The sequence below is a fragment of the Actinomadura rupiterrae genome (genome assembly GCF_024172125.1).
GTDB classification, from domain to species: domain Bacteria; phylum Actinomycetota; class Actinomycetes; order Streptosporangiales; family Streptosporangiaceae; genus Spirillospora; species Spirillospora rupiterrae.
Window position 1 is genome coordinate 259,968 of the sequence record NZ_JAMZEA010000007.1, and the last position, 25,173, is coordinate 285,140.

Genomic DNA, 25,173 nt, shown 5'->3' on the forward strand with positions numbered 1-25,173 from the left:
CGAAAGTGGACGCCAGGCGGGTCGGCGCGGGTCGGCGCAAGTGTCAGGTGGTCGGGGCGTTGGTCAGGGCGGAGCCCTCCAGCGGGAGGCCGATCTGGCCCGGGGTGCCGCGCAGGTTCGTCCGGACGAGCGACTCGACCCGTCCGGCGGCCATCGGGCGCGCCACCAGGAAGCCCTGCCCGCGCGGGCAGTCCATCTCGCGCAGCAGCTCCAGCTGCTCGGGCCGCTCGATGCCCTCGGCGACCACGGTGAGACCGAGGTCACGGCCCAGCCGGACGATCGTCCGGGTGAGCAGGGTGAGCGTCTCGTCCCGGCCGAGCCCGGCCACGAAGGACGGGTCGATCTTGATGATGTCCACCGGGAGCTGCCCGAGGTAGGCCAGCGAGGCGTAGCCGGTGCCGAAGTCGTCGATCGCCAGCCGGACGCCGAGGTCGCGCAGCCGCGACAGCCGCTGCACGTTCTGCCCGCCGTCCTCGACCAGCACCTCCTCGCGGACCTCCAGGGTCAGCGCGTGCGGCGGCAGGCCGGTCTGCTCCAGCGCCGCCGCGACCGACTCCACGAACCGCGGCGCGGCGATCTGGCGGGCGGTGAAGTTCACCGACAGGCCGACGTCCCAGGAGTCCGCGCGCCAGCGCGCCACCTCCCGGCACGCCTCGTGCAGCACCCAGTCGCCGAGCGGGATCATCAGCCCGGACTCCTCCGCGGGCCCGATGAACTCCTCCGGCGGCACCGGCTCGCTCCCCCGCCACCACCGGACGAGCGCCTCCACCCCGGTCACCCGGGACGTGCCCAGCTCCACGACCGGCTGGAACTCGACCGCGAACTCCTCCTCGGCGAGCGCCCGCTGCAGGTCGCTGCCCAGTTCGAGGCGGCGTACCGCGTCGGCGTGCATGTGCGGCGCGAACACCTCGACGCGTCCGCCGCCCAGCTCCTTGGCACGCGCCATCGCCAGGTCGCCGTTGCGGATCAGGTCGGCCGCGCTGCGGCGCAGCGCCGCGCCGCTGCCCGGCTCGACCTCCTCGGGCGGGTCGGAGTCGCCGGTGAACGCGATGCCGACGCTCGCGGTGAGCGCGATGTGCTTGCTGCCCACCAGGTACGGGTCGGTCGACAGGACGCGCAGCAGCCGCTCGGCCAGCTCGACCGCGGCCTGCGAGTCGCTGCCGGGGAGCTGGAGCATGACGGCGAACTCGTCGCCGCCCCAGCGCGCGACCGTGTCGTCCGCGTGGACGGTGCCGCGCAGCCGCCGCGCCGCCTGCGCGAGGACCTGGTCGCCGGCGGCGTGCCCGGCCGAGTCGTTGATGTCGGTGAAGCCGTCCAGGTCGACGAAGACGACCGCGACCGTGCCCGGCTCGGCCGCCTCCTCGCCGCGCCCGCGCGCCGCGTGCTCCAGCCGGGACAGCACCTCGCGGGTGCGCTCCTCGAAGTACGCGCGGTTAGGCAGGCCGGTCAGGCCGTCGTGGAAGGTGAGGTGCGCCACCTGGCGCTGCAGCGCGGCCTGCTCGGACAGGTCGCGGGTGGTGACCAGCAGCCGGGACGGCGCGCCGCCCGCGCCCGCGTACCGCGACACCGTCGACTCGGTCGGCAGCCACGTGCCGTCCGCGGCCCGTACTCGGCACGCCACCCGGAGCGACTGGCCCGGATCGCGTCCGGTCAGCACCGGCGCGACGCCGCCGTCCAGGCCGTCGCCGTCCAGGCCGTCGGACGAGTCGGGCGCGTCCGGCAGCAGGTCGGAGGCGGGGTCGCGGAGGGCGGCGAGCCCGGGCTCGTCGTCCCCGGCGAGGAACGCGGCGAACACCTCGCGCACGCGCGGCAGGTCTTCGGGGTGGATGATGTCGCCCAGCGGACGGCCCAGCAGGTCGGACGCCTCGTACCGGTAGATGCGCAGCGCGCCCGCGCTCGCGTACTGCACGACGGCGTCCAGGTCGCAGATCAGCACCGCGTCGTTGATGCTCTCCGACAGCGCGCGGAAGTGGTCCTCGCCGGTCTCGACGGCGCGGCGCAGCGAGTCGTTCTCGCGCAGCAGCTCGGCCAGCCGCGCGAGCAGCACCAGCGTGGCCGTCCCGGCGACGACCGGCACCACCGGGTCGGAGCCGGACTGCTCGGTCAGGCTGTGCCCGGCGACGAACAGCGCGGCGAGCGCCGCGACGGCGGCGGTGGCCAGGCCGGGGCCGATCATCCGGCCGCGGCGCGGCTCGACCGCGGGCCCGCCGTCGCCGGGCAGCCACGGGATCAGCACGAGCAGCAGCAGGCCCGCGAGCCGCAGGATGTCGGCCGGGTCGTCCGCGGGGGCCCCGCCGCGCAACCGGACGACGGTGGTCACGATGTCGGCGCCCGCGAACGCGGTCAGCGCGCCGTACGCCAGCCACGCCGGACGCCGGTCACCGCGGTCCGCGCCCACCACGAACGGCAGCGAACCGCAGACCAGGACCGTCCCGACCAGCGGGTACAGCAGTTCCAGCAGGAACTCGCTCGGCGACTCGCCGGACCGGTGGTACAGCGTGCCGAACAGCGCCACCCAGCCGAGCACGAACAGCCCGGCGACGCAGACGTAGGTGTCGGCGGCGTAGCGCGCCCACAGGCGCGGCCGGCGCGGCAGCCTGATCGGCACGACCAGGCCCGTGACCAGCGCGAACATCGCCACCAGGTAGAACGGGTCGGTGACCGACAGGGCGAGCGTGCCGCCGCCGTGCAGCATCGCCGACAGCGTCCGGCTGAGCGCCCCGACGCCCCACGCGGCCGCCGCGATGCCGAACCACCGCCAGGACGGCCGTCCGAAGATCCTCGCGGACGCTTCGCCGCCGGTGTCCTCGATCTCGGCCTCGGCCCCGGTCGCGGCTGGTTCGCCGGGCGTGCGGTCGCGGCGCAGGGCCAGCGGCAGCAGGCACGCCGCGGCGGCGGCAGCGGCGGCCGTCTCGGCCCAGCCGAGATAGGCCGGGCCGCCCCAGCCGAGCATCGAGCCCAGCGTGTAGAGCACACCGATGACCGCGACCATGCCGACCGGCACCGCCCAGGGCGGCAGCCGCCTGGCTCCCTCGCCGCTCATCGCGCCGTGTCCCCTCCTGCCCGTCGGGACCTCGCGGTCCCCGGCGCGCCGAGGCGCGCACCCGATGCGTGTCGTCTCCCGTCACCCGCCGGCCGGGCGCCCGGCGCCGGTCGGATCGTGCCCCCGCGCGCGGTCGGCCGTGGGGTGCGGCGGCGAGCGCCCAGGCTGCGCCGGCGGTGGGTCAGCGACGTTGCTGCATGACGGGATCACCGTGATGCTCAATGTACGTTCCGTAGGTCACGGAGCGATTGAGGCTGGGCGTCCTCCCGGCGACAAAGACGGCGCGTGACCCCCGGTCCCACCGGCTGTCACGAAGATCACTCGGATTTCACGCGACACGCCGGGCATCACGCTGCGTAGTCATCGCCCGGGCGCGGTTGGACCGCCGTCCGGCCGGGGATTGAATGGGCCTATGCGCACCATCGGCATGTCCGGGACGGGCGTGGGGCTCGCCGCCGCCACTCTCGCCGCCGCTTTGCTCGGCGGCTGCACCTCCGTGAGTCCCACCCGCACCGCGCAGACCCCGCCCCCGGTCTCGCCCGCCCCCGACTCGCCCCCGCCCGGCTCCGCCGTCGCGGGCACCCCCCGCGACCTGGTGACCGGCCTGTCGGTCCCGTGGGCGATCGCGTTCCTGCCGTCCCGCGACGCGCTGGTCACCGAGCGCGACACCGCCCACCTGCTCCGGATCACCCCGGACGGGCAGCGGACGGACCTCGGCCGCGTCCCGGGTGTGGCGCCGTCCGGCGAGGGCGGCCTGCTCGGCGTCGCCGTCTCGCCGTCCTACGCGACCGACCACCTGATCTACCTGTACTACACGTCCGCGACCGACAACCGCCTGGTGCGCCTCACCCTCGACAACGACAAGCTCGGCCCCGAGCAGCCCCTCCTCACCGGCGCGCCCAAGGGCGAGAACCACAACGGCGGACGCATCGCCTTCGGCCCCGACGGCATGCTCTACATCGGCACCGGCGAGACCTACCACACCGACCTCGCGCAGAACCCCGCGTCCCTCGGCGGCAAGATCCTCCGCGTCACCCCCGAGGGCAAGCCCGCCCCCGGCAACCCCGCCAACACCCCCGTCTGGACGCTGGGCCACCGCAACGTCCAGGGCCTCGCCTGGGACGACGCGGGACGCCTCTACGCCACCGAGTTCGGCCAGGACCGGTTCGACGAGGTCAACCTCGTCCAGAAGGGCCAGAACTACGGCTGGCCCGCCGTTGAGGGCTTCGGCAAGAACCCCCGCTACACCAACCCCCTGCTGACCTGGCCCGTCTCCGAAGCGTCCCCGTCCGGCCTCGCCTACGCCAACGGCTCCCTCTGGGCCGCCGCCCTCCGCGGCTCCCGCCTCTGGCAGATCCCCCTGAAGAACGGCAAGGTCAGCACCCCGATCGCCTACTACACCAACACCTACGGCCGCCTGAGAGCCGTGGTCCGAGCCCCCGACGGCAACCTCTGGGTGACGACCAGCAACAAGGACAACCGAGGCACCCCCAAACCCGACGACGACCGCATCCTGGTCATCCCCCTGAAGTGAGGAGGCAGCTCAGTACTCCAGCCCGGACCAGTCGATCGTGATCGGGAACGGCTCGCCCACCCGAGGCTCGCCGCCCGCCTCCTTCATGAAGGTGCCCACGTGCTTGTACAGCCCCGCCGCCCGGTCGAGCTGATAGCGCTCGATCACTGACACGCCTGTGCCGCCCGTGCGCACGATCCAGTAGTGCTGGATGCCCGCCTTCGCGTACTCGCCGAACTTGTCGACGGTGTCCTGCGTCTCGGACCCGGGCGATACGACCTCGACGAGAAGCAGAGCGTCCTCGGGTCGCAGGAGAACGTCGTCCCCACGTTCGAGGCACCGGTACAGCACCACGTCCGGACGCCGATTCTGCAGCGGCACGTCATGGATGCGCAGGTCGATGTCGAAGTCGACCTCCACGCAAGGGTGCCCGCGCTTCATCGCGTCCCGCGCGAACCGTTCGATGAGGGTGGCCAGGCGCCGCACCACCCGCTGGTGCTCGCGCGTCGGTGCCTCGCAGAAGACGACGTAACCGTCCACGACCTCGATGGTCTTGGCGATCTCCTCCGGGAGCGCCTCGTACTCCTCGGCCGTCATTCGCCTCGGTTGGGGCCGCAGGTCGCGCAGCCAGTGGTCATCCGGCATCGCCGTCCGCGGCCCCCAGTCATCGCAGTGGTCGCTACCAGCGCAAAGCCTAACGCCCAACGCCACAGGCCCAACGCATCGCGTGATGGTCAGTCCCACCAGAACTCCCAGGTTCGGGCTTCCTGGAGGTGCTCGGCGTACTCTTCGTCGCTCATGTCGTGCTGCTCGTCCCAGACGAAGGCCTCGTGCTCGATCGCCAGGGCCTCGGCCTGCTCGGCGGTCGTCGGCGGGGCCGCGATGGCGAGCGTGATGGTGTCGAAGCCGACCGCGACCAGGTGGGCGCCGAAGCGGTCCTCCCAGGAGCGCAGGACGGCCGAGATCGGCGGTGTCTCCGCGTTGTTGCAGGCGCCCGTCCAGCCCATGGCGGTGAGGGCGTCGGCGCCACGAGCGGCGGGAACGAGTCCGATGCGGACGGCGCCGTAGAAGTCGGTGTCCAGGACGATCTCGGCGACCGTGTCGTCCGGGTTCGCGTGCGGGAGGCTCGGCGGGGCGAGGCCGCTCCAACCGGGTCTGGGGAGCGACCACCACTCGCGCAGCTGCTTCTCGACGTCGATGCCGTCGATCTCGCTGGTGGGTCGGGGCTTCAGCTCTCCGGCGAGCCACGGGCGTTCGTCGTCGCCCCGGAGGGATTCGAGCAGCAGCGGGTACAGCCCGGTGCGCGCACGGTCGGCGTAGAGGCGTCTCCAGATCCGGACGGCGTCCTCGGGCTTCTGCTCGCTCACCCAGAGGACCGGCTCGCCCTCGGGCGCGACGAGCCGCCCTTCCGGGAGGTCTCCGGGCAGGGACGCGAAAGCAGGGCTGGTCAATCCCACCAGAACTCCCATTGGGTGGCGTTGGTCAGGGACTCGGCGTAGGAGTCGAAGCTGTCGGCGTTCTGGTCGATGTTGTCGTGGCAGAAGGCGTAGTGCTCGGCCGCGACGGCCCTGGCGTGCTCGGGGGTGCTGGGCGGGGCGGCGACGGAGAGATGGAGGGTGGCGCCGCCCAGCATCACGACGCGGGCGCCGAAGCGGTCTTCCCAGGAGCGCAGGACCGCGGAGATCTCCTCGGTGGCCTGCGTCTGGTGGACGGGGCCGTCCCAGCCGAGGAGGGCCACGGTGTCGGCGCCGCGGGACGCCGGGACGAGACCGACGGCCATGTCCAGGCCGATCGACAGCAGCTCCGCGCATTCGACCGCCGCCATGTCCGGGTCGGACGGAACGGACGGTTCGGCAAGGCCCGGCCAGGGAGGCATGTCGTCTTGGGGCCACCAGGAGCGGAGCAGCGCCTCCACGTCGAGTTCGACGATCGGGCGGGGCTGCTGTGGGGAGGCGTACCAGGGAGTTCCGTCGGCGGGTTGCAGGAGCAGCGGGTAGAGGCCGGTCTCGTGGCGCTCCTCGTAGAGCCGGGTGAAGAGGAGGTCGGGTTCCTCTTGCTCCTCGTCGGTGACCCACAGGAGACGGCCGGGGACGACGCCGCCGTCCGGAAGGTCGTCCGGCAGGGACGCGAAGGGCGCGTTCTCCATCAGTCCCACCAGAAGTGCCAGACGGTGAGGTTCTGGAGGTGGTCGGCGTAGGCGTCGAAGTCGTGCTCGCCCTGGTTGATGTTGTCGGGGCAGAAGGCGTGGTGTTCGGCGGCCACGGCTCTGGCGTGTTCGGGGGTGCTGGGCGGGTTGGCGACCGTCAGCGAGAGGGTGTCGAATCCCACGCGGGCGATGCGGGCGCCGAAGCGGTCGGACCAGGAGCGCAGGACGGCCGAGATCTCCGGAGTCGACGCATGGTTGCAAGGGCCGTCCCACCCCACGGCGGTGAGAGCGTCCGGCCCGTTGGCGGCCGGGACGAGCCCGACGCGCAGCGCGTTGACGTCGAGCATGATGTCCACAGACTCGGCGTTCGCCTCGTCCGGGTCCCATTCCGGCGCGGACGCGGCGGCGAGGCCCTGCCACGGTTCGGAGTCGTCCCACCAGTCGCGCAGGAGCTTCTCGACGTCGATGGCGTCGATCTCCGTCGGCGAGTGGGGGTTCAGCTCCCCCACCTGCCAGGGCCGGTCCCCGGACGAGTCGAGCAGCAGTGGAAACAGACCCGTGTCCGGATGATCGTCCCGAAGGCGTTCCCACAGCTCGAAGGCGTCCGCAGGCGGCTCATCAGATATCCAGAGCACAGGGCTCGGACTCCGCCCCTCACCGAGGAAGTCGGGATCGGGCTCGATCAGCCGCCCCGCCGGAAGGTAGTCGGGCAGGGACGCGAAGGGGGGATGTTCGGTCACGGCACGCGACGGTAGCGGTTCCGGGTGACAGAACTCCAAACGGCCGCCGCCCGGGTGGGCGGCGGCCGTTTGGGGGGTGCGTTACGCCTGGTCGAGCTTCTTGAGGAGGAGTTCGCGGGCTCGGCCGGCGTCGGCCTGGCCTCGGCTGGCCTTCATGACGGCGCCGACGAGGGCGCCTACGGCGGCGACCTTGCCGGAGCGGACCTTGTCGGCGGCGTCGGCGTTGGAGGCGATCACCTCGTCGATGATCTTCTCCAGGGCGCCGTCGTCGGAGACGACCTTGAGGCCGCGGGCGGCGACGACCTCGTCCGGGGTTCCCTCGCCGGCGAGGACGCCCTCGAAGACCTTGCGGGCGAGCTTGTCGTTCAGCTCCTTGGCGTCCACCATCGCCTGGACGCGGGCGACCTGCGCGGGCGTGATCGGCAGGTCCGCCAGCTCGACGGACTGCTCGGTCGCGCGGCGGGACAGCTCGTTCATCCACCACTTGCGGGCCGCGGACGCGTCGGCGCCGGCCTTGATGGTGTCCTCGATCAGGTCGAGCGCGCCGGCGTTCACGACGTCGCGCAGCTCCAGGTCGGTGAGGCCCCACTCGCCCTGGACGCGGCGGCGGCGCGCGGCGGGGAGCTCGGGCAGCGACGCGCGCAGCTCCTCGACCCACTCGCGGGACGGCGCCATCGGGATGAGGTCGGGCTCCGGGAAGTACCGGTAGTCCTGCGCCTCCTCCTTGGACCGGCCGCTCGTGGTGGTGCCCGTCGCCTCCTGGAAGTGGCGGGTCTCCTGGGTGATCCGCCCGCCCGCGGCGAGGACGCCCGCCTGGCGCTCGATCTCGGAGCGCACCGAGCGCTCGACCGAGCGCAGCGAGTTGACGTTCTTGGTCTCGGTGCGGGTGCCCCACTCGGACGCGCCGCGCGGCATGAGCGACACGTTGACGTCGCAGCGCATCGAGCCCTGCTCCATCTTGACGTCCGAGACGCCGAGCGAGCGGACCAGGTCGCGCAGCTCGGCGGCGTAGGCGCGGGCCACCAGCGGGGCCTTCTCTCCGGTCGCGGTGATCGGCTTGGTGACGATCTCGACCAGCGGGATGCCCGCGCGGTTGTAGTCGACCAGGGAGTAGTCCGCGCCGTGGATGCGCCCGGTCTCGCCGCCGACGTGCAGCGACTTGCCGGTGTCCTCCTCCATGTGGACGCGCTCGATCTCGATCCGGTACGTCTCGCCGTCGACCTCGACGTCCAGGTGGCCGTCGACGCAGAGCGGCTCGTCGTACTGCGAGATCTGGTAGTTCTTCGGCATGTCCGGATAGAAGTAGTTCTTCCGGGCGAACCGGCACCACTCCACGATGTCGCAGTTCAGCGCGAGGCCGATCTTGATGATGCCCTCGATCGCGGCGTGGTTGGTCACCGGCAGCGACCCGGGCAGGCCGAGGCAGACCGGGCAGACCTGGGTGTTCGGCTCGGCGCCGAACTCGGTGCGGCAGCCGCAGAACATCTTGGACGCGGTGCCCAGCTCGATGTGGGTCTCCAGGCCCAGCACCGGCTCGAAGCGCGCCAGCGCCTCGTCGTACTTCATCGGCGTCTCCACGCTCACTCGCCCGCCTCCAGCTTCGGGGCCTTCGCCAGCAGCGGGCCGCCCCAGCGGTCTTCGAGGGCCTTCTCCAGGGCCGCGCCCACCCGGTAGACGCGGTCGTCCGCCAGCACCGGCGCCATGATCTGGACGCCGACCGGCAGGCCGTCCTCGTCGGCGAGGCCGCACGGGACGGAGATGGCCGGGTTGCCGGACAGGTTGGCCGGGATGGTGCACAGGTCGGCCAGGTACATCGCCATCGGGTCGTCGGCGCGCTCGCCGATCGGGAACGCGGTGGTCGGGGTGGTCGGCGAGACCAGCACGTCCACCTGCTCGAACGCCGCCGCGAAGTCGCGGTTGATCAGCGTCCGGACCTGCTGCGCCTTGCCGTAGTAGGCGTCGTAGTAGCCCGACGACAGGGCGTAGGTGCCGAGCATGATGCGCCGCTTGACCTCGGGCCCGAAGCCCTCGGCGCGGGTCAGCGCCATGACCTCCTCGGCGCTGCGGGTGCCGTCGTCGCCGACGCGCAGGCCGAACCGCATCGCGTCGAAGCGCGCCAGGTTGGACGAGCACTCCGACGGCGCGATCAGGTAGTACGCGGGCATCGCGTAGGTGAAGTTCGGGCAGGAGACCTCGACGACCTTCGCGCCCAGCGACTCCAGCAGCTCGACGGTCTCGTTGAACCGGTTGAGGACACCCTGCTGGTAGCCCTCCCCGGCGAACTCCTTCACGACGCCGACGCGCAGGCCGGCGACGTCGGCGCGGCGGGCGGCCTCCACGACCGGCGGGACGGGCGCGTCGACCGAGGTGGAGTCCATCGGGTCGTGGCCGGAGAACGCGGCCTGGAGCAGCGCGGCGTCCAGCACGTTCCGGGCGAACGGGCCCGGGGTGTCCAGGGACGACGCGAACGCGATCATCCCGTAGCGGGACGCGCCGCCGTAGGTCGGCTTCATGCCGACGATGCCGGTGACCGCGGCGGGCTGCCGGATCGAGCCGCCGGTGTCGGTGCCGGTGGACAGCGGGGCCTCGTAGGCCGCGACCGCCGCCGACGACCCGCCGGACGACCCGCCGGGGATGCGGGTGAGGTCCCACGGGTTGCGGGACGGCCCGAACGCGCTGTTCTCGGTGGACGACCCCATGGCGAACTCGTCCATGTTGGTCTTGCCGAGGATGACCATCCCGGCGGCGCGCAGCCGCGCGGTCACGGTCGCGTCGTAGGGCGGCCGCCAGCCTTCGAGGATCTTGGACCCGGCCGTGGTCGGCATGTCCTTGGTGACGAAGACGTCCTTGTGCGCGACCGGGACGCCGGCCAGCGCGCCGAGGTCCTCGCCCGCCGCGCGGCGCTCGTCGATCGAACGCGCCTGCGCGAGGACGTGCTCGCGGTCCACGTGCAGGAACGCGTGCACCTCGGCGTCCACCGCGTGGATCCGGTCCAGGTGCGCGGCGGCGACCTCCTCGGCGGAGGTCTCGCCGGACGCGATCAGCGCGCCGAGCTCGGCGGCGCCCTTCCCGTTCAGCTCGCTCACGGTCACGCCTCCTCGTCCAGGATCCGCGGTACCCGGAAGCGCTGCTGCTCGGCCGCGGGGGCGGCGTCGAGCGCCTGGTCCGGCGTCAGGCCGGGCCGGTTCTGGTCGGCCCGGTAGACGTTGGTCAGCGGCAGCGCGTGCGAGGTCGGCGGGATGTCCTCCGCCGCGACCTCCTGCACCCGCGCGACCGCGGAGATGATCTGGTCGAGCTGGGCGGCGAGGTGGTCGAGCTCGTCCTCGCCCAACGCCAGCCGGGACAGCCGGGCGAGGTGCGCGACCTCGTCACGGGTGATCGCGGACATGTGGGAAACCGTTCCTACGGGTTGACAGGATTTCCCCTCATCCTATGGGTCGCGCCCCTCTGACCCGACTCGTTTACCTCCGCATCCGCCCGCGCCCCGCCCCAGGGCGGGCGGCGTACCTGCCCGGGCGGCCGTTTCAACCCCGTCCTCGGGGAACGGGAAACGGGAATCCCCGAGACGGAAGGAGAGCGCGGTGACCATCGGCGGCAGCATCGCCCTGATCATCATCGGCGCCATCCTGGCTTACGCGGTCGACTACCGGTTCAGCGGCGTGGACATCCGCGTCGTGGGCTTCATCCTCATGCTCGGCGGCCTGCTGGGACTGGTGATCGGCATCGCCCGGATCCTCAGCGCGCGGCGCGGCCCGCCCCCGCCGCCGCCCGCGGTCCGGGAGGAGCGCTACTACGAGGACCCGGATGTGAGGCGCCGCTACTGAGCCGTCCGAGCAGGCCGGCACCGGCGCCGGGGGTCAGGCGAGCCTCGGCGCCGGAGGTCAGGCGAGGCGCGGTGCCGGGGGCTCCATGAAGACGCCGCCGTCGCCGGGCAGCCCGGCGGCGTGCATGCCCTGCCGCAGGTAGGCGGTGGCGCGGACGGCGTCCATCGGGTGGGCGAAGTGCCAGCCCTGCGCGGCGTCGCAGCCCATCTCGCGGAGCAGCGCGGCGGTCTGGGCGTCCTCGACACCCTCGGCGACCGAGCGCAGGCCGAGCGTGCCGACCAGCTCCACCACCGAGCGGACGATCACCGCGTCGTCCGGCGAGCCGGTGAGCCGCCGGACGAACGAGGAGTCGATCTTGACCTCCTCGATCGGCAGCCGCTTGAGCCGGACGAGCGAGGAGTAGCCGGTGCCGAAGTCGTCCAGGCTGAGCGCGACGCCGAGGTCGGTGAGCGCGGCGACGGTGCCGGAGGCGGACGCGGGCTCGCCGGTCAGCACCCGCTCGGTGATCTCCAGTTGCAGCGCGGCGGCGGGCAGGTCGCGGGCGACCAGCCCCTCGGCGATGGTCTCGGCGAGGTTGGCGTCGAGCAGGTCGCGGCCGGACACGTTGATCGCGACCTGGACGGTCAGCCCCTCCCGCCACCACGCCTCGGCCTGCGCGAGCGCCATGTCGACGACCTCGTGCGTGATCGCGCGCATCAGGTAGGTCTGCGCGGCGATCGGCAGGAACTCCTCGGGGCCGAGCACGCCGCGCTCGGGGTGCCGCCAGCGCAGCAGCGCCTCCATGCCGACCAGCCGGCCGTCCCGCAGCGCGATCTTGGGCTGGTAGCGCAGCTCCAGCTCGCCGCGGTCCAGCGCGCGGCGCAGGTCGCCGAGCAGGCCGAGCCGGGCGGGCGAGTTGCGGTCCCGGTCGGACGAGTAGACCTCTACCCCGGTGCGGCTGCCCTTGGCGTGGTACATCGCGACGTCCGCGCGCTGGAGCAGCAGCTCGAAGTCGGGCGCGTGGTCGGGGAACAGCGCGATGCCGACGCTGCCCTCCAGGTCGAAGGAGACGCCGTCCAGCCGGACGGGCTCGCTCAGCGCGGCGCGCAGCCGTGCGGCGACCTCACGCGCGGCGGCCTCGTCCCGGACGGTCGGCAGCAGCACCGCGAACTCGTCGCCGCCGAGCCGCGCCACCAGGTCGCCGGGCCGGACGCTGTGCGTGAGGCGGTGCGCGACCAGCTGCAGCAGCCGGTCGCCGGTGGGGTGCCCGAGGGTGTCGTTGACCTCCTTGAACCGGTCGAGGTCCAGCAGGAACAGGCCGACGCGCTGCACCGGGTCGTCCGGGCTCCGGCGCAGCAGCGACCCGCCGGACGGCCCGCCGAGCTGGGCGATCGCCTCCTCGGTGCGGGTGATCAGCAGCTTGCGGTTCGGGAGCCCGGTGAGGCCGTCGTGCAGGGCCTGGTGCTCGCGCCGGACCGAGACCGAGGCGTTCAGGTAGACGGCGATGAACGGCAGCACGATCAGCGGGACGAACGCCGCGGACCGGTCCATGGCGATGACCATCAGCGGGGCGAGGCCGAGCAGGGCCAGGTGGACGAGGATCTGGTACGGCAGGTCCCAGCGCAGCGCGCGGACGAGGGTGATCCGCTCGTGCAGCGCGATCGCCGACCCGACGAGGCTGACGTTGCAGACGAAGTAGGCGATCCCGACGAGCGCGATGACCGGCAGGTCCCGGCCGCCGGGCACCCAGGGCGAGGTCGGCGACGGGTGGATCCCGAACGCGCTCAGCACCAGCGAGGACGCGCCGAGGCTGAGGGTGTACTGGGCGGCGTTGAAAGCGATCCGGTGCGGGCTGCGGCCGCGGAAGATCCCGCAGGTCACGGCGGCGGTGGCCTGGAGCACGGCGGCGACCGGCAGGCCCGCGTAGAGCAGGGCCGCGATGGAGAACGTCGTGGAGGTCGTCGCGCCGCTGGTCTCGGTGAGGCCGGGGGCGATGATCGGGCGCATCTCGCCGACCACGATGAAGGCGCCGAGGATCCAGAACACCGGGTTGCCGAGCAGCGCGTCCAGGTCGGGGCGGCCCAGCCCGGCGAGCGCCGCCGCGCCGGCCGCGGCGCCCAGCGTGATGCACGCGGCGAAGAAGATCCACAGCGGGGAGCCCCGGCGCGGCGACGTGTTCCGCGTGTTGTTCGGGTCCTTCATCACTTCCTCGGGGGGTCCGGGAGGTCTTCCCCTGGCGGCGCGGCGGGAGGTGCGCGGGGGCCGGAGGATCGGCCCCGGTGTCCGCCGTGATAGCTGGGAGGGTACGGCTTTCGGGCAACTTCGCGGAACCGGATGGGTACGTACCGTTATGCCCTCCCCGGACGGACATGCTACCAGTAGGTAGTCGAAAAGTACCCTTAAGTAACTACCCGCTGGTCACTTGAACCGATGTCACCGCAGGTCAGTCCTCCGTGCGTTCGGTTACGGCCTTGGCCGCATCCGGCCCGTCGGCGAGCAGGACGCCGAATCCGTCCTCGTCCAGCACGGGAACACCGAGTTTGACGGCTTTGTCGTACTTGGAGCCCGGACTGTCGCCCACGACGACGAAGCCCGTTTTCTTCGACACCGAGCCGGAGACCTTGCCGCCGAGCTTCTCGACGGCCTCCTTCGCGGAGTCGCGGCTGTAGCGCTCCAGCGAGCCGGTGATCACGACGGTCACGCCGTCCAGCGGGCGGGGGCCCTCGTCGGCGCCCTCGTCGGCCATCCGCACCCCGGCGGCGGCCCACTTCTCGACGATCTCGCGGTGCCAGTCGACCTCGAACCAGGCCTTGATCGCCGCGGCGATGGTCGGGCCGATGCCGTCGACCTCGGCAAGCTCCTCCTCGGTGGCGTCGCGGATCGCGTCCATCGAGCGGAGGGCGCGGGCGAGGTCCTGCGCGGCGCGCGGTCCGACGTGCCGGATCGACAGCGCGACCAGGACGCGCCACAGCGGCTGCTGCTTGGCCTTCTCCAGCGAGTCGAACAGCAGCTCGACGGTCTTCTTGGGCTCGCCGTCCAGGTTCGCGAAGAACGTGACGACCTTGTCCTCGCCGGTCTTCGGGTCGATCTTGGGGGTGCCGGTCTCCTGGTCGAGGACCATGCTCCGGATCGGCAGCAGCTGCTCGACGGTCAGGTGGAACAGGTCGCCCTCGTTCTTGACCGGCGGCTCCTTGGGCTCCAGCGGCTGGGTGAGCGCGGTCGCGGCGACGTAGCCGAGCGCGTCGATGTCGAGCGCCTTGCGGCTGGCCAGGTAGTACACGCGCTCGCGCAGCTGCGCCGGGCAGAACTGGGCGTTCGGGCAGCGGATGTCGGCGTCGCCCTCCTTCTCGTACGCCAGCTCGGTGCCGCAGTCCGGGCAGTGCGTCGGCATCTCGAACTCGCGCTCCGAGCCGTCCCGCAGGCCGACGACCGGCGCGACGATCTCGGGGATCACGTCGCCCGCCTTGCGCAGCACGACGGTGTCGCCGATCAGGACGCCCTTGCGCTTCACCTCGCCCGCGTTGTGCAGGGTGGCGCGCTCGACCGTGGACCCGGCGACCTTCACCGGCTCCATCACGCCGTACGGCGTGACCCGCCCGGTGCGTCCGACGCCGACCTTGATGTCGAGGAGCTTGGTGTTGACCTCCTCCGGCGGGTACTTCCACGCGATCGCCCAGCGCGGCGCGCGCGAGGTCGAGCCGAGCCGCCGCTGCAGGACGAACTGGTCGACCTTCACCACCACGCCGTCGATCTCGTAGGCGGGGTCGTGCCGGTGCTCGCCGTAGTGGGCTATGTAGTCGCGGACCTCGTCGAGCGTCTCGAAGACCTTGTACCGGTCGCTGGTCGGCAGGCCCCACGACTTCATCAGCTCGTAAGTGCCGGCCTGCGAGGTGGGCCGCTCGGCGCCCTCCCAGGCGCCGAAGCCGTGCACGAGCATGCTCAGCGGCCGGGACGCGGTGACGCGCGGGTCCTTCTGGCGGAGCGAGCCGGCGGCGGCGTTGCGCGGGTTGGCGAACGGCTCCTTGCCCTGCTCGACCTGGACCTCGTTGACCTTCTCGAACCCCTCGACCGGCAGGAAGACCTCGCCGCGCACCTCCAGCAGCTCGGGCCAGCCCTCGCCGGACAGCCGGTCCGGGACGGCGCCGATGGTGCGGACGTTGAGCGTGATGTCCTCGCCGGTGCGGCCGTCGCCGCGGGTCGCGCCGCGCTCCAGCACGCCGTTCCGGTAGGTCAGCGCGACCGCCAGGCCGTCGATCTTGAGCTCGCAGAGGTAGGACGCCTTGCCCTCGCCGACCTCCCTGACCACCCGGTCGTTCCATTCGAGCAGCTCGTCGGCGTTCATCGCGTTGTCGAGGCTCTGCATGGGCTCCAGGTGCGCCACCGTCGCGAACTCGGTGACGAACGGCGCGCCGACCCGCTGGGTGGGCGAGGCGGGCGTGACCAGCTCGGGGTGCTCGCCCTCCAGCGCCTGGAGGTCGCGCATCTTCCGGTCGTACTGCGCGTCGGTCAGCGTCGGCTGGTCGAGCACGTAGTACCGGTAGTTGGCGTCGTCGATCTCCTGGCTCAGCGTGGCGTGCCGCCGCCGCGCGTCCGCCGGGACGTCGCTCTCCGACCCACTCCCGGAGCCGCCTGCCGCCGAACCCCTGGCCGCCGAACCCCTGGCCGCCGAAGCCTTGGCCGCCGAACCGCCGCCTGCCGAACCGCCATCGCTCAAGGTCATGCCCCCATTCTTGCGCGCCCCACCGACATTTCCGGGGCCTCGCACGGGGTGTCGCGTCCTGCTCCGAGGGCGGGGTGCGGGCCTCCTAGTCGTCGGTCTCGTGGAGCATACGCGCCGTTTCCTGGCAGCGTTGGAGGGCGGCACGCACATATCGGGGCGAGGCGCCCGCGAACCCGCACGCGGGCGTGACGACCACCTGCTCGCCCCTCTGCGCGGCCGGGAATCCGAGCCTCCGCCACAGCTCCCGGACGGGCGCGGCGGTCTTCTCCAGCGACGGCAGCGGCGCGTCCGTGCCGGGGACGACGCCTAGGAACAGCGCGACGCCCGCGTCGATCGCCTCGCCGATGGCGTCGTCGTCCTTTTTGGGGACGTACCGCATGTCGACCGAGAGGCCCTTGGCCCCCGCGCCGCGCAGCAGCGTGTACGGAACGTCGGCCGCGCAGCAGTGGACGAGCGGGAAGACGCCGTCCACGGCCTCGAAGACGTCGCGGATGCGCTGTTCGGCCAGCGGGGCCTCCACCGCGCGCACGCGCGAGAGGCCGCTTGCGGTCGGGACGGCACCGGCGAGGACGGCGGGCAGGCTCGGCTCGTCCAGCTGGAGCAGGATCTCGGCGCCCGGGACGGCGCGGCGCACGTCCGCGACGTGCTTGGCGACGCCCTCCCCCAGCGACTCGACCAGGTCGCGGACGGCGCCGGGGTCGCGCAGCACGCGCTGGCCGTTCGGCAGCTCGATCGAGGCGGCGAGCGTCCACGGGCCGCAGACCTGGATCTTGAACGGGCCCTCGTAGCCCTGGAACAGCTCGTCCAGGAGGGCCAGGTCGCGCTTGAGGTGGTCGGTCGCGCGCCGGTTGTCGCGTCCGGGACGGTCGCCGAGCCGCCAGCCGGACGGCTCGACCCGCACGGGCAGGTCCACCAGCATCCCGGCGGTCCGGCCGATCATGTCCGCGCCGACCCCGCGCGCCGGGAGCTCCGGAAGGTGCGGCAGGTCGGGCAGCGTGTCGGCCACGACGTGCAGCACCGCGGCGACGTCCTCGCCCGGGTAGGAGCCGACCGCGGTCGCGCTTCCGGGCTTCCACGGGAACGCCCCGCCGCCGCTGGAGGACGCACCGTCGCCAGAGGACGTCCCGTCGCCGGAGAACGCGCCGTCGCGGGAGAACGCCTGGTCGGGGTCAGGAGGAAACGCCATGTCACGGCAGCCTAACGGGTTCGTGATCCCTTGACCGCGCCGCAGGGACGTGAAACCGTCTCACCACTTTCGCACGCCCCTTTTGTCGCATTCGGAGCCCCCCGCCGCTGGACGAAGGGAATGTCGGTGAGCAGACCCGTCCCGCGCCGCCTGCTGACGGCCTCGCTGATCACCTGCCTGGTCGTGCTCGGGCTGACCGCCCCCGCCCAGGCGCACATCGAACGCCCCTCCTACTGGCCCGATCCCCGACCGGACTGCTCGGTCGGCCCGTGTGCGGGCGGGAAGGTACCGACCGCGCGCACGCTGGCGTCCGCGCTGCTTCCCAGCAGCCGGACGCATGTGGTCTGCCAGTCCGATTCGCTCACGCGCCTGCGCGCGTCCATCGCGAAGGCGCTGCGCGTCGGCTACTACATCCGGCCCCACGACCACAGGACGTTCGGCAAGGCCGAAGCCGATGCGCTGTGGAAGACCAACAAGGCGCTGTTCACGCGCTGCTCGTACCACGAGATCCAGCCGGCGGTGACGGCGTCCGGGAACAATGACCGCGTTGTCGTCCTCCCGGGCGTCTACACGGAACCGACGTCCCGCAAGGCGCTCACGCACGATCCGGCATGCAAGCAGTACGAGCTGCTTTCCGGGGCGTACTCGTACCTCGGCGAGTACAGATGCCAGAACGACGCCAACCTCATCGCCGTCATGGGCCGCACACCCGGTTCCGGTAAGGACCCGGACCCGCCGCTTGAGGACAGGCACGGCATCCCCAACCTCGGCTCGTGCGTGCGATGCAACCTGCAGCTGGAAGGCTCCGGCGTCAGCGCGGACGACGTCGTCGTGGACGCCGGACGCGTCGCCTCCGGCAACGGCGGCCCGCGCGACTCCGCCAAGGACGTCGGCATCCGCGCCGACCGCGCGGACGGGTTCGTCCTACGGAACGTGAACGTCCGCCATGCGAACGAGCACGGAATCTACGTCCTTGAAACGGACGGCTACCTGCTCGACCGGTTCAAGGCGTTCTACTCCGGCGAGTACGGCGTGCTGACGTTCGTTGAGGACCACGGACTCATCCAGAACTGCGAGGCGGCGGGCAGCGGCGATTCCGGCCTCTACCCGGGCGCGGGCGCGAAGACCTCCGCCGGACGCGACACCAAGTGGTACCCGACGTTCCGCTACAGCCAGCAGATCCGCTACTGCGACTCGCACCACAACACGAGTGGCTACTCCGGCACCGATGGGTCCGCCACGCATGTCGATCACAACAACTTCTACGACAACGCGCTCGGCTTCACGACGGACGTCTTCACGGCGGCGGGCCACCCCGGCTTCCCGCAGCAGGGAGACCTGGTCGAGAACAACAACTTCTACGCGAACAACTTCAACCCGTACCTGACCGGCTCGGACGTCAGCCCGACCGTCCCGGTCCCTGTGGGGACGGCCCTGTGGATCGCGGGCGGCAATGACAACGTCGTCCGGCAGAACCACATCTACGACAACTGGCGCCGCGGGCCGATGCTGTTCTCGTCCCCGGACGCGGCCGTATGCGGCGACCGCAACGACATCCCCGGCTGCAACCCGTTCACGGTCTCGACGTCCTACCGGAACAAGTTCTATGGGAACACCATGGGCGTCTCACCCAGCGGGACGGCCGCCCCGAACGGCGTGGACTTCTGGTGGGACGCCTTCCCCGGCAACACGCAGAACTGTTGGTGGGGGAACAAGGCCGCGCCGGGCAAGAAAGTCACCTCGTCCCCTGCCGGACTCCCGGACTGCCTGAACGGACGCGCGCCCTGGCTGAGCGTCGGATTCGGCAACCTCGGCAACGAAGTCGAACTGCTGACCTGCATCACGCAGAACACGCGCGCGCCCGGTGGGCCGTGCCCCTGGTACACGACTCCCGCCAAGCCGGGCGGCGGGAAGGCGTCCGCACCGGGCAAGACGGCCGCCGCCAACGAGAACGAGGAGGACGGCAGCCTTTCGCACGTGGACTGCCTGTGGTGGAAGACGGCCGGCCCCAACCAGCGGCAGCACATGCTGGACGTCATGCGCCAGGTGTTCGGCGCCCGCATCGGCTCAGGCGACCACACCGCGGACGGCGCCACCCTGACCGACGAGCAGGCCACCACGGTGTTCGGCAACGCGTGCACGCCCGCGTATGCGACGGCGTTCAAGCTGTACAAGCTCTACAACCACGCCGCCGCCTTCATGGCCAAGCGCTGATCCCATGGCAAACCGCTGACTCCGCTTGTTGGGAGCCCCTGGCGTTCTCGGGGGCTCCCAACGGGTCAGAACAGTTCGGCGAGCTTGTCCAGCGCGGCGAGGGTCTCGTCCTCGGGCAGCGTCGGCAGGTCGAAGAGGATGCGGTCGGCCCCGGCGGCCTGGATCTCGGCGACGGCCTCCGGCTTCGGCGGGACGGCGAACAGCGTCACCGGCAGCCGCCGTCCGGCGCGCTCGCGCAGCTCGGCGATCTGGTTCGGCAGGTCCTCGGTGCCGCGGCCGTAGATCGGCATCCAGCCGTCGCCGAACTCCACGACCCGGTCGAACGTGGTCGGCCCGGAACCGCCGAGCAGGACGGGCGGGTGCGGGTCCTGGACGGGCTTGGGGTAGGAGAACACCGGGTCGAAGTCGACGAACTCGCCGTGGAACTCCGCCTCGTCCTTCGTCCACAGCTCCTTGAGCGCGAGGACGCGCTCGCGCAGCAGCCTCGTGCGCGTGCGCGGGTCGGTGCCGTGGTTGCGCATCTCCTCGCGGTTCCAGCCCGCGCCGACGCCGAGGACGGCCCGCCCGTTCGACACGTGGTCGAGCGAGGCGACCTCCTTGGCCAGCACGATCGGGTCGCGCTGGATGATCAGCGCGATGCCCGTCGCGACCGTCAGCCGCTCGGTGACGACGGCGGCGGCGGTCAGCGCCACGAACGGGTCGTAGGTCCGGTAGTACCGGCGCGGCAGCTCGGCGCCGCCGGGCCAGGGCGTTTCGCGCTTGACCGGGATGTGCGTGTGCTCGGCCAGGAAGAGCGCGTCGAACCCGCGCTCCTCCAGCGCCCTGCCGAGCGCGGCCGGGCCGATGCCGTCATCGGTGACGAACGTCGAGACGCCGAACTTCACAGACTCGTTCCTCTCACACGGGGGGTGATGAGGGGAGCATACGGAACAACCCAGGCCAATCCACCCCAAGATGCAGGGCAGTTCGCACGGGCAGCGGCAGGTCACGCCGGGTGCGCGCCTCCCGTCACGCCGAGATGCGGCCCGTCGCGCAGGAACGCGGGGACGCCGCCCCGGTCGTGCGGGGGGCGGGGCTTCGGTCAGGCCGGGACGCGGGCCGCTTCGGAGATCGTCGCCGAGCCGAGCACGCGGTCGCCCACGTACAGGACGGCCGCCTGACCGGCCGCGACACCCCGCGCGGGACGGTCCAGCCGGATCCGGACGGAGTCCTCGTCGTCCACCTGGACCGTGCAGTCGTGGACCTCGCCGTGGGCGCGCAGCTGCACCTGGCAGCCGACCGGCCCGGCAGGGGCCTCGCCCAGCCAGACCGGCCGCTCGGCGACGATCTCGTGCACGTCGAGCGCCTCGCGCGGCCCGACCGTCACGGTGTTGGTCACCGGCGAGATGTCCAGGACGTAGCGGGGCTTGCCGTCCGGGGCGGGACGGCCCAGCCGCAGCCCCTTGCGCTGCCCGATCGTGTACGCGTACGCGCCCTCGTGCTCGCCCAGTTGCTCGCCGTCCACGTCCACGATGGGGCCGGGGGCCGCGCCGAGCCGGTCGGCGAGGAACGACTTGGTGTCGCCGTCCGCGATGAAGCAGATGTCGTGGCTGTCGGGCTTCTTGGCGATCTGGATACCGCGCCGCTCCGCCTCCGCGCGGATGTCGGCCTTGGTGGTGTCGCCGAGCGGGAAGATCGCGCGGGACAGCTGCTCGGGCGTGCAGACGGCCAGCACGTAGGACTGGTCCTTGCCGCCGTCCACGGCGCGGCGCAGGGTCGTGCCGTCCCACTGGGCGTAGTGGCCGGTGCAGACCGCGTCGAAGCCGAGCGCGACGGCCCGGTCCAGCAGCGCCTGGAACTTGATCTTCTCGTTGCAGCGCAGGCACGGGTTCGGCGTGCGGCCGGCCGCGTACTCGCTGACGAAGTCCTCGATCACGTCGTTCTGGAAGCGCTCGGCGAGGTCCCAGACGTAGAAGGGGATGCCGATCGCGTCGGCGGCGCGGCGCGCGTCCCGCGAGTCCTCCAGGGTGCAGCAGCCGCGCGCGCCCGTCCGGTAGGACTGGGGGTCGCTGGACAGGGCCATGTGGACGCCGGTGACGTCGTGCCCCATCTCGGCTGCCCGGGCGGCGGCCACGGCCGAGTCGACGCCGCCCGACATGGCGGCCAGTACGCGCAGAGTCATAACCACTCCAGCGTAAGGGCCGTCCGCCACTTCTTTATTTCAAGATCTTGAAACCACCGCCGATCCGGGCCGGATCACGCCGCGTCAGAGGGTCCCGTCGGGATCAGGTGTCGCCGGATCCGGAGGGGAACGGCCAGGGGTTCGGGCGGCAGCCGTAGAGCGACTTGGTCTGCTGGACCATCACCGGCGCGCGGCGTCCCGGCCCGGGGCACTGCTCGTGGCCGTGGCCGAGCGCGTGCCCGACCTCGTGATTGATCACATACTCCCGGTACGCGGCCAGATCGCCCTTGTACCAGGGGACGCCGGTCCCCCAGCGGCGCGCGTTGATCACCGACCGGACGCCCTGCCGGCAGGACAGTTCCCCGCCGGTGTTCAGCGGCGCGCACAGCCTGTCGGTCAGCGCCGGGCTGGACAGCGCGACCCGGAACGCCACCGGCCCGTGGTCCACCCGGACGAACCTCATCTGCCCGCCGTGGCCCCAGCTGCGCGGGTCGTTCCGCGTCTGGTGCACGGTCGCGGCAAATTCCGCGACCTTGAACGGCAGGCCGCGCTCGACCTCCACCGCGTACCGGATGGTCGTCCCGCGCGCCCCCGCCGGCGCCTCCTGCGTCCCCTTGGCCACGGCGTACGTGCCGCTCGCGGACTCGGGGACGCGCACGGTCGGCGGCTGGGCGCGCCCGTTCACCGTCCGGGACGGCGAGGGCGCCGGTTTCCCGGAGCCCGTCGTGGACGGCGCGGACGGCCCGGACGACCCGGACGGGCTCACCGGGGCCCCCGCCCCGTCGCGATGCGACGCGAAACCGCAGCCGCTCAGGCCCGCGACCACCGCCGCCAGCGCCAGGGCGGCCCCGGCCGCCGGCAGTACCCGTCCTCGCACGCGCGTCCCCCGAACCGATCACCGAAGATGATCACCAGACCTGGATGTTCCCCCGGTGATCGCCGCTCAGGGTAACGCCCGGGGAAAATTCCGCGATCAGCGCGCCGGAGCTTCTCTGCCCCGGCCACATTGTGCTATCGACCCGTCGCGCAACCGGACCGTCACTCGGTGGTGAAGTCGGCCATCATCGCCATGTCCTCGTGTTCGAGGTTGTGGCAGTGGAAGACGAACGCCCCCGGGTAGTCGGTGAACCGCACCGCGACCTCGGCGGCCTCGGCCGGGCGCAGGTCCATCGTGTCCTTCCAGCCGTGGTCGGACGGCCCGAGCTCCCTGCGGTTGCGCGAGACCACCTGGAAGGCGTCCAGGTGCAGGTGGATCGGGTGGTGGAAGTCGGTGACGAACCGCCAGATCTCCAGCTGACCGAGCTTCGGGCGGGCCAGCGGCCTCCCGGGCTCGTACTCGTGCCCGTTGATCCGCCATCCGCCCGACTTCTTCTGGAGCAGGAACGTCCTGGTCACGGCCGCCTTCGCCGGATCGTGCAGCGGCAGGTCGGACAGCTTGGCCGGGACGGCCGTGTCGTCCTTCGGCGCCCGCGCGGACGGGGACACGTCGAACGCCATGATCTCGCGCGTCCGGCCGTCGCCCAGCAGGTTCACCAGCCGCACCCGGGTGCCCGGCCGGTAGCGCGCGAAGTCCACGATCACGTCGAACCGCTCCGCCGGGGCGGCGTCGATGCCGTCGTGCGCGATCGGCGCGGCGAGCAGGCCGCCGTCCGACCCGATCTGGACCATGGCCTTGCCGCCGGGCGGCGGCGGGTCGAGCGCGATCCGGTAGTTGCGGGCGTTCGAGGCGTTCAGCAGGCGCAGCCGGTAGCGCAGCCGCTCGACCGGGTGCACCGGCCACGGCACGCCGTTGACCAGCACGACGTCCCCGAGGACGCCGTTCATGTGCGCCGCGTGGACGCCCGGCATGTGCTCCAGCGTCCGGTCGAGCGACGGGTAGCGGAACGAGCCGTCCGCCTCGAACGAGCGGTCGGCGATCATCAGCGGAAGGTCCCGGTCACCGCGCGGCAGCGGCAGCCGCTCCTCCTCGTCGTCATGGACGAGGTGGAACCCGGCCAGCCCCCGCCACACGCTCGCGCCGGTGAACCCCATGCGGTGGTCGTGGTACCAGAGCGTCGCGGCGCGCTGGTTCATCGGGTAGGTGTAGTCGCGCCCGCCGAGGACGGGCTTTCCGGGCATCGGGTGTCCGCCCATGACCATGGTCGGCTTCCCGCCCGCCGGGAGGATCTCGTCGCCCGGGTAGCCGTCGCTGTCATGCGGGGTGTGGCCGCCGTGCAGGTGGACGACCACGGGCCTGGGCAGCTCGTTCTTGTGCCGGACGACCGTCCTGCGCCCAGACCTGGACACAATCGTCGGACCGGGGAACGAGCCGCCGTAGGTCCAGGCCGTCGTCGTCGCACCGGGGAGGATGTCCAGGTCGGCGGCCTTCTGGGTGATCTCGTAGTAATCCGTCGTCGCGTCCGTGCGGGTGGGCTTGAGGACGGGCGGCAGCCTCAGCGGGCGCTCGAACGCCTTCGGCAGCGGCCGCCTGCTCGCGAGCACCTTGCCGGGCTGGGCGGTGCCGAGGAACTTCGCCCCGCCGAGCGCCACCGCGCCTGCGCCGACGCCCACGGCCACGCCCGCGCCGAGGAACCCGCGGCGCGAGATGCCGCGCTTGGGGGCCGGTCCGTCCGCCATCACACGCTCTCCTCGACGCGCTCGCCCGCGACCGGGGCCTCGTCCTCGGCGGACGTCGGCAGGCCCATGCCGAGGCGGACGAGGGTGGCGGCGCCGACGAGCAGGGCCGTCCCGAGCGGGACGTGCAGGGCGAGGACCCGCCCGAAACCGAGGGTGATCTGGACGGTCTCCAGAACCACCATCGCCACGGACGGGCCGATGAGCTTCGCGGGACCGCCGCCCGGCCGCCACACCAGCACGGCCGCCGCGATCGTCAGGAGGCCGACGGTCGCGGTGAACATCGCGTTGGCGCTGTGCATGCTCAGCGCCCCGTACCCGCCGGAGAGGAAGCGGCCCGCGAGCACTGCCTGGAGGAGGACCAGAAGGGCCTGGAGCACGGCCGCCACCCGGAAGAGGATCACCGGCCATCGCTTGGGGGGTCGTCGCATCATCGTCACCAGTTTCACGCGAGAAAGTCTCAGATGAGTCTATCTCAGTTGAATCTATCTCAAGTGAAACTATCTCAGCTGGTCTAGAATCGGAACCTGTGACGAACCGACCGGACGGCCCGCCCGTGGGGCTGCTGCTGCGCATGGCCCACGTCCGCGCCCGCGACCTGTTCTCCGCCGCGCTCAAGCCGCTCGGCCTGAAGAGCTACCACTACGGCGCGCTGCTGGTGCTGCGCGCGAAGGGCCCGTGCAGCCAGCGCCAGCTCTCCGAAGAGATGGCGACCGACAAGTCCACGATGGTCCGGCTGGTGGACGACCTGGAGCGCGCCGGGCTGATCACCCGCACCCCGGTCCCCGCCGACCGCCGCACCCACGCGATCACCCTGACCGACACGGGCCGCGACATGCTGCGCCAGGCCGACGCCGTCATGGAGAAGACCCACGACGAGCTCCTGGAGGGCTTCTCCTACGCCGAACGCCAGACCTTGCAGGACCTCCTCATCCGCTTCACCGGCTACACCCACCTCTAACCCCACCCGAAACCGTGCCCCTCAGAGGCGCCCGTCCGGAAGCCACAGAACCCGGATGCGGTCTTGCTCGGAC

At 72.0% G+C, this 25,173-nt stretch carries 20 protein-coding genes; 4 read left to right on the forward strand and 16 right to left on the reverse strand.

Annotated features, from left to right (window positions below):
* Positions 1-43: 43 nt before the first annotated feature.
* Positions 44-3,043 (reverse strand): putative bifunctional diguanylate cyclase/phosphodiesterase, encoded by a 3,000-nt coding sequence (locus tag FHU30_RS25615; RefSeq protein WP_253879140.1) that lies wholly within the window; start codon positions 3,041-3,043, stop codon positions 44-46.
* Positions 3,044-3,455: 412 nt separating this feature from the next.
* On the opposite strand from FHU30_RS25615, the gene FHU30_RS25620 reads away from it, so the two are divergent.
* Positions 3,456-4,577 (forward strand): PQQ-dependent sugar dehydrogenase, encoded by a 1,122-nt coding sequence (locus FHU30_RS25620; RefSeq protein WP_253879141.1) that lies wholly within the window; start codon positions 3,456-3,458, stop codon positions 4,575-4,577.
* 9 nt (positions 4,578-4,586) lie between these two features.
* Here the strand turns inward: FHU30_RS25620 and FHU30_RS25625 are convergent, their stop codons facing one another.
* The 7 genes from FHU30_RS25625 to gatC form a co-directional block, all read right to left on the reverse strand.
* The gene (locus FHU30_RS25625; protein ID WP_253879142.1) at positions 4,587-5,201 is read right to left on the reverse strand and encodes a Uma2 family endonuclease; all 615 of its coding nucleotides are present in this window, start codon (positions 5,199-5,201) and stop codon (positions 4,587-4,589) included.
* An 89-nt stretch (positions 5,202-5,290) separates the two neighbouring features.
* Complete coding sequence (locus FHU30_RS25630; RefSeq protein WP_253879143.1) at positions 5,291-6,013, reverse strand: DUF4253 domain-containing protein; 723 nt, start codon at positions 6,011-6,013, stop codon at positions 5,291-5,293.
* Positions 6,004-6,702, reverse strand: a complete 699-nt coding sequence (locus FHU30_RS25635; protein WP_253879144.1) for a DUF4253 domain-containing protein — start codon at positions 6,700-6,702, stop codon at positions 6,004-6,006. Before FHU30_RS25635 ends, FHU30_RS25630 begins: the two co-directional genes overlap by 10 nt.
* Entirely contained in the window at positions 6,702-7,442 is a 741-nt protein-coding gene (locus FHU30_RS47230; protein ID WP_253879145.1) for a DUF4253 domain-containing protein, read from the reverse strand. The genes FHU30_RS25635 and FHU30_RS47230 overlap by 1 nt, the downstream gene beginning before the upstream one ends.
* Positions 7,443-7,523: 81 nt before the next feature.
* The gene (gene gatB, locus FHU30_RS25645) at positions 7,524-9,008 is read right to left on the reverse strand and encodes an Asp-tRNA(Asn)/Glu-tRNA(Gln) amidotransferase subunit GatB (RefSeq protein ID WP_253879146.1); all 1,485 of its coding nucleotides are present in this window, start codon (positions 9,006-9,008) and stop codon (positions 7,524-7,526) included.
* Positions 9,009-9,022: 14 nt separating this feature from the next.
* Positions 9,023-10,534 (reverse strand): Asp-tRNA(Asn)/Glu-tRNA(Gln) amidotransferase subunit GatA, encoded by a 1,512-nt coding sequence (gene gatA, locus FHU30_RS25650; protein ID WP_372503950.1) that lies wholly within the window; start codon positions 10,532-10,534, stop codon positions 9,023-9,025.
* Positions 10,531-10,830, reverse strand: a complete 300-nt coding sequence (gene gatC / locus FHU30_RS25655; RefSeq protein ID WP_253879148.1) for an Asp-tRNA(Asn)/Glu-tRNA(Gln) amidotransferase subunit GatC — start codon at positions 10,828-10,830, stop codon at positions 10,531-10,533. The genes gatA and gatC overlap by 4 nt, the downstream gene beginning before the upstream one ends.
* 193 nt (positions 10,831-11,023) lie before the next feature.
* On the opposite strand from gatC, the gene FHU30_RS25660 reads away from it, so the two are divergent.
* Positions 11,024-11,266, forward strand: coding sequence for a DUF6458 family protein (locus FHU30_RS25660; RefSeq protein WP_253879149.1), 243 nt, complete (start codon positions 11,024-11,026; stop codon positions 11,264-11,266).
* A 57-nt stretch (positions 11,267-11,323) separates the two neighbouring features.
* Here the strand turns inward: FHU30_RS25660 and FHU30_RS25665 are convergent, their stop codons facing one another.
* The 3 genes from FHU30_RS25665 to FHU30_RS25675 form a co-directional block, all read right to left on the reverse strand.
* Positions 11,324-13,447, reverse strand: a complete 2,124-nt coding sequence (locus tag FHU30_RS25665) for a putative bifunctional diguanylate cyclase/phosphodiesterase (RefSeq protein ID WP_253879150.1) — start codon at positions 13,445-13,447, stop codon at positions 11,324-11,326.
* 241 nt (positions 13,448-13,688) lie between these two features.
* Positions 13,689-15,965 (reverse strand): NAD-dependent DNA ligase LigA, encoded by a 2,277-nt coding sequence (ligA, locus tag FHU30_RS25670; protein ID WP_253879151.1) that lies wholly within the window; start codon positions 15,963-15,965, stop codon positions 13,689-13,691.
* An 85-nt stretch (positions 15,966-16,050) separates the two neighbouring features.
* Positions 16,051-17,151, reverse strand: a complete 1,101-nt coding sequence (locus FHU30_RS25675; RefSeq protein ID WP_253879152.1) for a methionine synthase — start codon at positions 17,149-17,151, stop codon at positions 16,051-16,053.
* 126 nt (positions 17,152-17,277) lie between these two features.
* Between FHU30_RS25675 and FHU30_RS25680 the strand changes: the two genes are divergently transcribed.
* Complete coding sequence (locus FHU30_RS25680) at positions 17,278-19,365, forward strand: right-handed parallel beta-helix repeat-containing protein (protein ID WP_253879153.1); 2,088 nt, start codon at positions 17,278-17,280, stop codon at positions 19,363-19,365.
* 65 nt (positions 19,366-19,430) lie between these two features.
* On the opposite strand, the gene FHU30_RS25685 is transcribed toward FHU30_RS25680, so the two are convergent.
* From FHU30_RS25685 to FHU30_RS25705, 5 genes are all read right to left on the reverse strand, one after another.
* Positions 19,431-20,249 (reverse strand): LLM class F420-dependent oxidoreductase, encoded by an 819-nt coding sequence (locus FHU30_RS25685; protein WP_253879154.1) that lies wholly within the window; start codon positions 20,247-20,249, stop codon positions 19,431-19,433.
* Positions 20,250-20,446: 197 nt separating this feature from the next.
* Positions 20,447-21,526, reverse strand: coding sequence for a tRNA 2-thiouridine(34) synthase MnmA (gene mnmA / locus FHU30_RS25690; protein WP_253879155.1), 1,080 nt, complete (start codon positions 21,524-21,526; stop codon positions 20,447-20,449).
* A gap of 103 nt (positions 21,527-21,629) precedes the next feature.
* Complete coding sequence (locus FHU30_RS25695) at positions 21,630-22,403, reverse strand: DUF3152 domain-containing protein (RefSeq protein WP_253879156.1); 774 nt, start codon at positions 22,401-22,403, stop codon at positions 21,630-21,632.
* Between the two features lie 161 nt (positions 22,404-22,564).
* Entirely contained in the window at positions 22,565-24,142 is a 1,578-nt protein-coding gene (locus FHU30_RS25700; protein ID WP_253879157.1) for a multicopper oxidase family protein, read from the reverse strand.
* Positions 24,142-24,573 carry a hypothetical protein gene (locus tag FHU30_RS25705; RefSeq protein WP_253879158.1) on the reverse strand — a complete coding sequence of 144 codons (432 nt, stop codon included), beginning with the start codon at positions 24,571-24,573 and terminating at the stop codon, positions 24,142-24,144. Before FHU30_RS25705 ends, FHU30_RS25700 begins: the two co-directional genes overlap by 1 nt.
* 95 nt (positions 24,574-24,668) lie before the next feature.
* Here FHU30_RS25705 and FHU30_RS25710 point away from each other — a divergent pair, with 95 nt between their 5' ends.
* The gene (locus FHU30_RS25710) at positions 24,669-25,100 is read left to right on the forward strand and encodes a MarR family winged helix-turn-helix transcriptional regulator (RefSeq protein WP_253879159.1); all 432 of its coding nucleotides are present in this window, start codon (positions 24,669-24,671) and stop codon (positions 25,098-25,100) included.
* Positions 25,101-25,173: the final 73 nt, after the last annotated feature.

What these genes read in the sequence shown, in the direction of transcription:
- FHU30_RS25665 (WP_253879150.1), bottom strand. Translation starts at nt 13,447, where the DNA reads ATGAAGGACCCGAACAACACGCGGAACACGTCGCCGCGCCGGGGCTCC.
- gatC (WP_253879148.1), bottom strand. Translation starts at nt 10,830, where the DNA reads ATGTCCGCGATCACCCGTGACGAGGTCGCGCACCTCGCCCGGCTGTCC.
- gatB (WP_253879146.1), bottom strand. Translation starts at nt 9,008, where the DNA reads ATGAAGTACGACGAGGCGCTGGCGCGCTTCGAGCCGGTGCTGGGCCTG.
- FHU30_RS25615 (WP_253879140.1), bottom strand. Translation starts at nt 3,043, where the DNA reads ATGAGCGGCGAGGGAGCCAGGCGGCTGCCGCCCTGGGCGGTGCCGGTC.
- mnmA (WP_253879155.1), bottom strand. Translation starts at nt 21,526, where the DNA reads ATGACTCTGCGCGTACTGGCCGCCATGTCGGGCGGCGTCGACTCGGCC.
- FHU30_RS25620 (WP_253879141.1), top strand. Translation starts at nt 3,456, where the DNA reads ATGCGCACCATCGGCATGTCCGGGACGGGCGTGGGGCTCGCCGCCGCC.
- FHU30_RS25675 (WP_253879152.1), bottom strand. Translation starts at nt 17,151, where the DNA reads ATGGCGTTTCCTCCTGACCCCGACCAGGCGTTCTCCCGCGACGGCGCG.
- ligA (WP_253879151.1), bottom strand. Translation starts at nt 15,965, where the DNA reads ATGACCTTGAGCGATGGCGGTTCGGCAGGCGGCGGTTCGGCGGCCAAG.
- FHU30_RS25705 (WP_253879158.1), bottom strand. Translation starts at nt 24,573, where the DNA reads ATGATGCGACGACCCCCCAAGCGATGGCCGGTGATCCTCTTCCGGGTG.
- FHU30_RS25625 (WP_253879142.1), bottom strand. Translation starts at nt 5,201, where the DNA reads ATGCCGGATGACCACTGGCTGCGCGACCTGCGGCCCCAACCGAGGCGA.
- FHU30_RS25700 (WP_253879157.1), bottom strand. Translation starts at nt 24,142, where the DNA reads ATGGCGGACGGACCGGCCCCCAAGCGCGGCATCTCGCGCCGCGGGTTC.
- FHU30_RS25635 (WP_253879144.1), bottom strand. Translation starts at nt 6,702, where the DNA reads ATGGAGAACGCGCCCTTCGCGTCCCTGCCGGACGACCTTCCGGACGGC.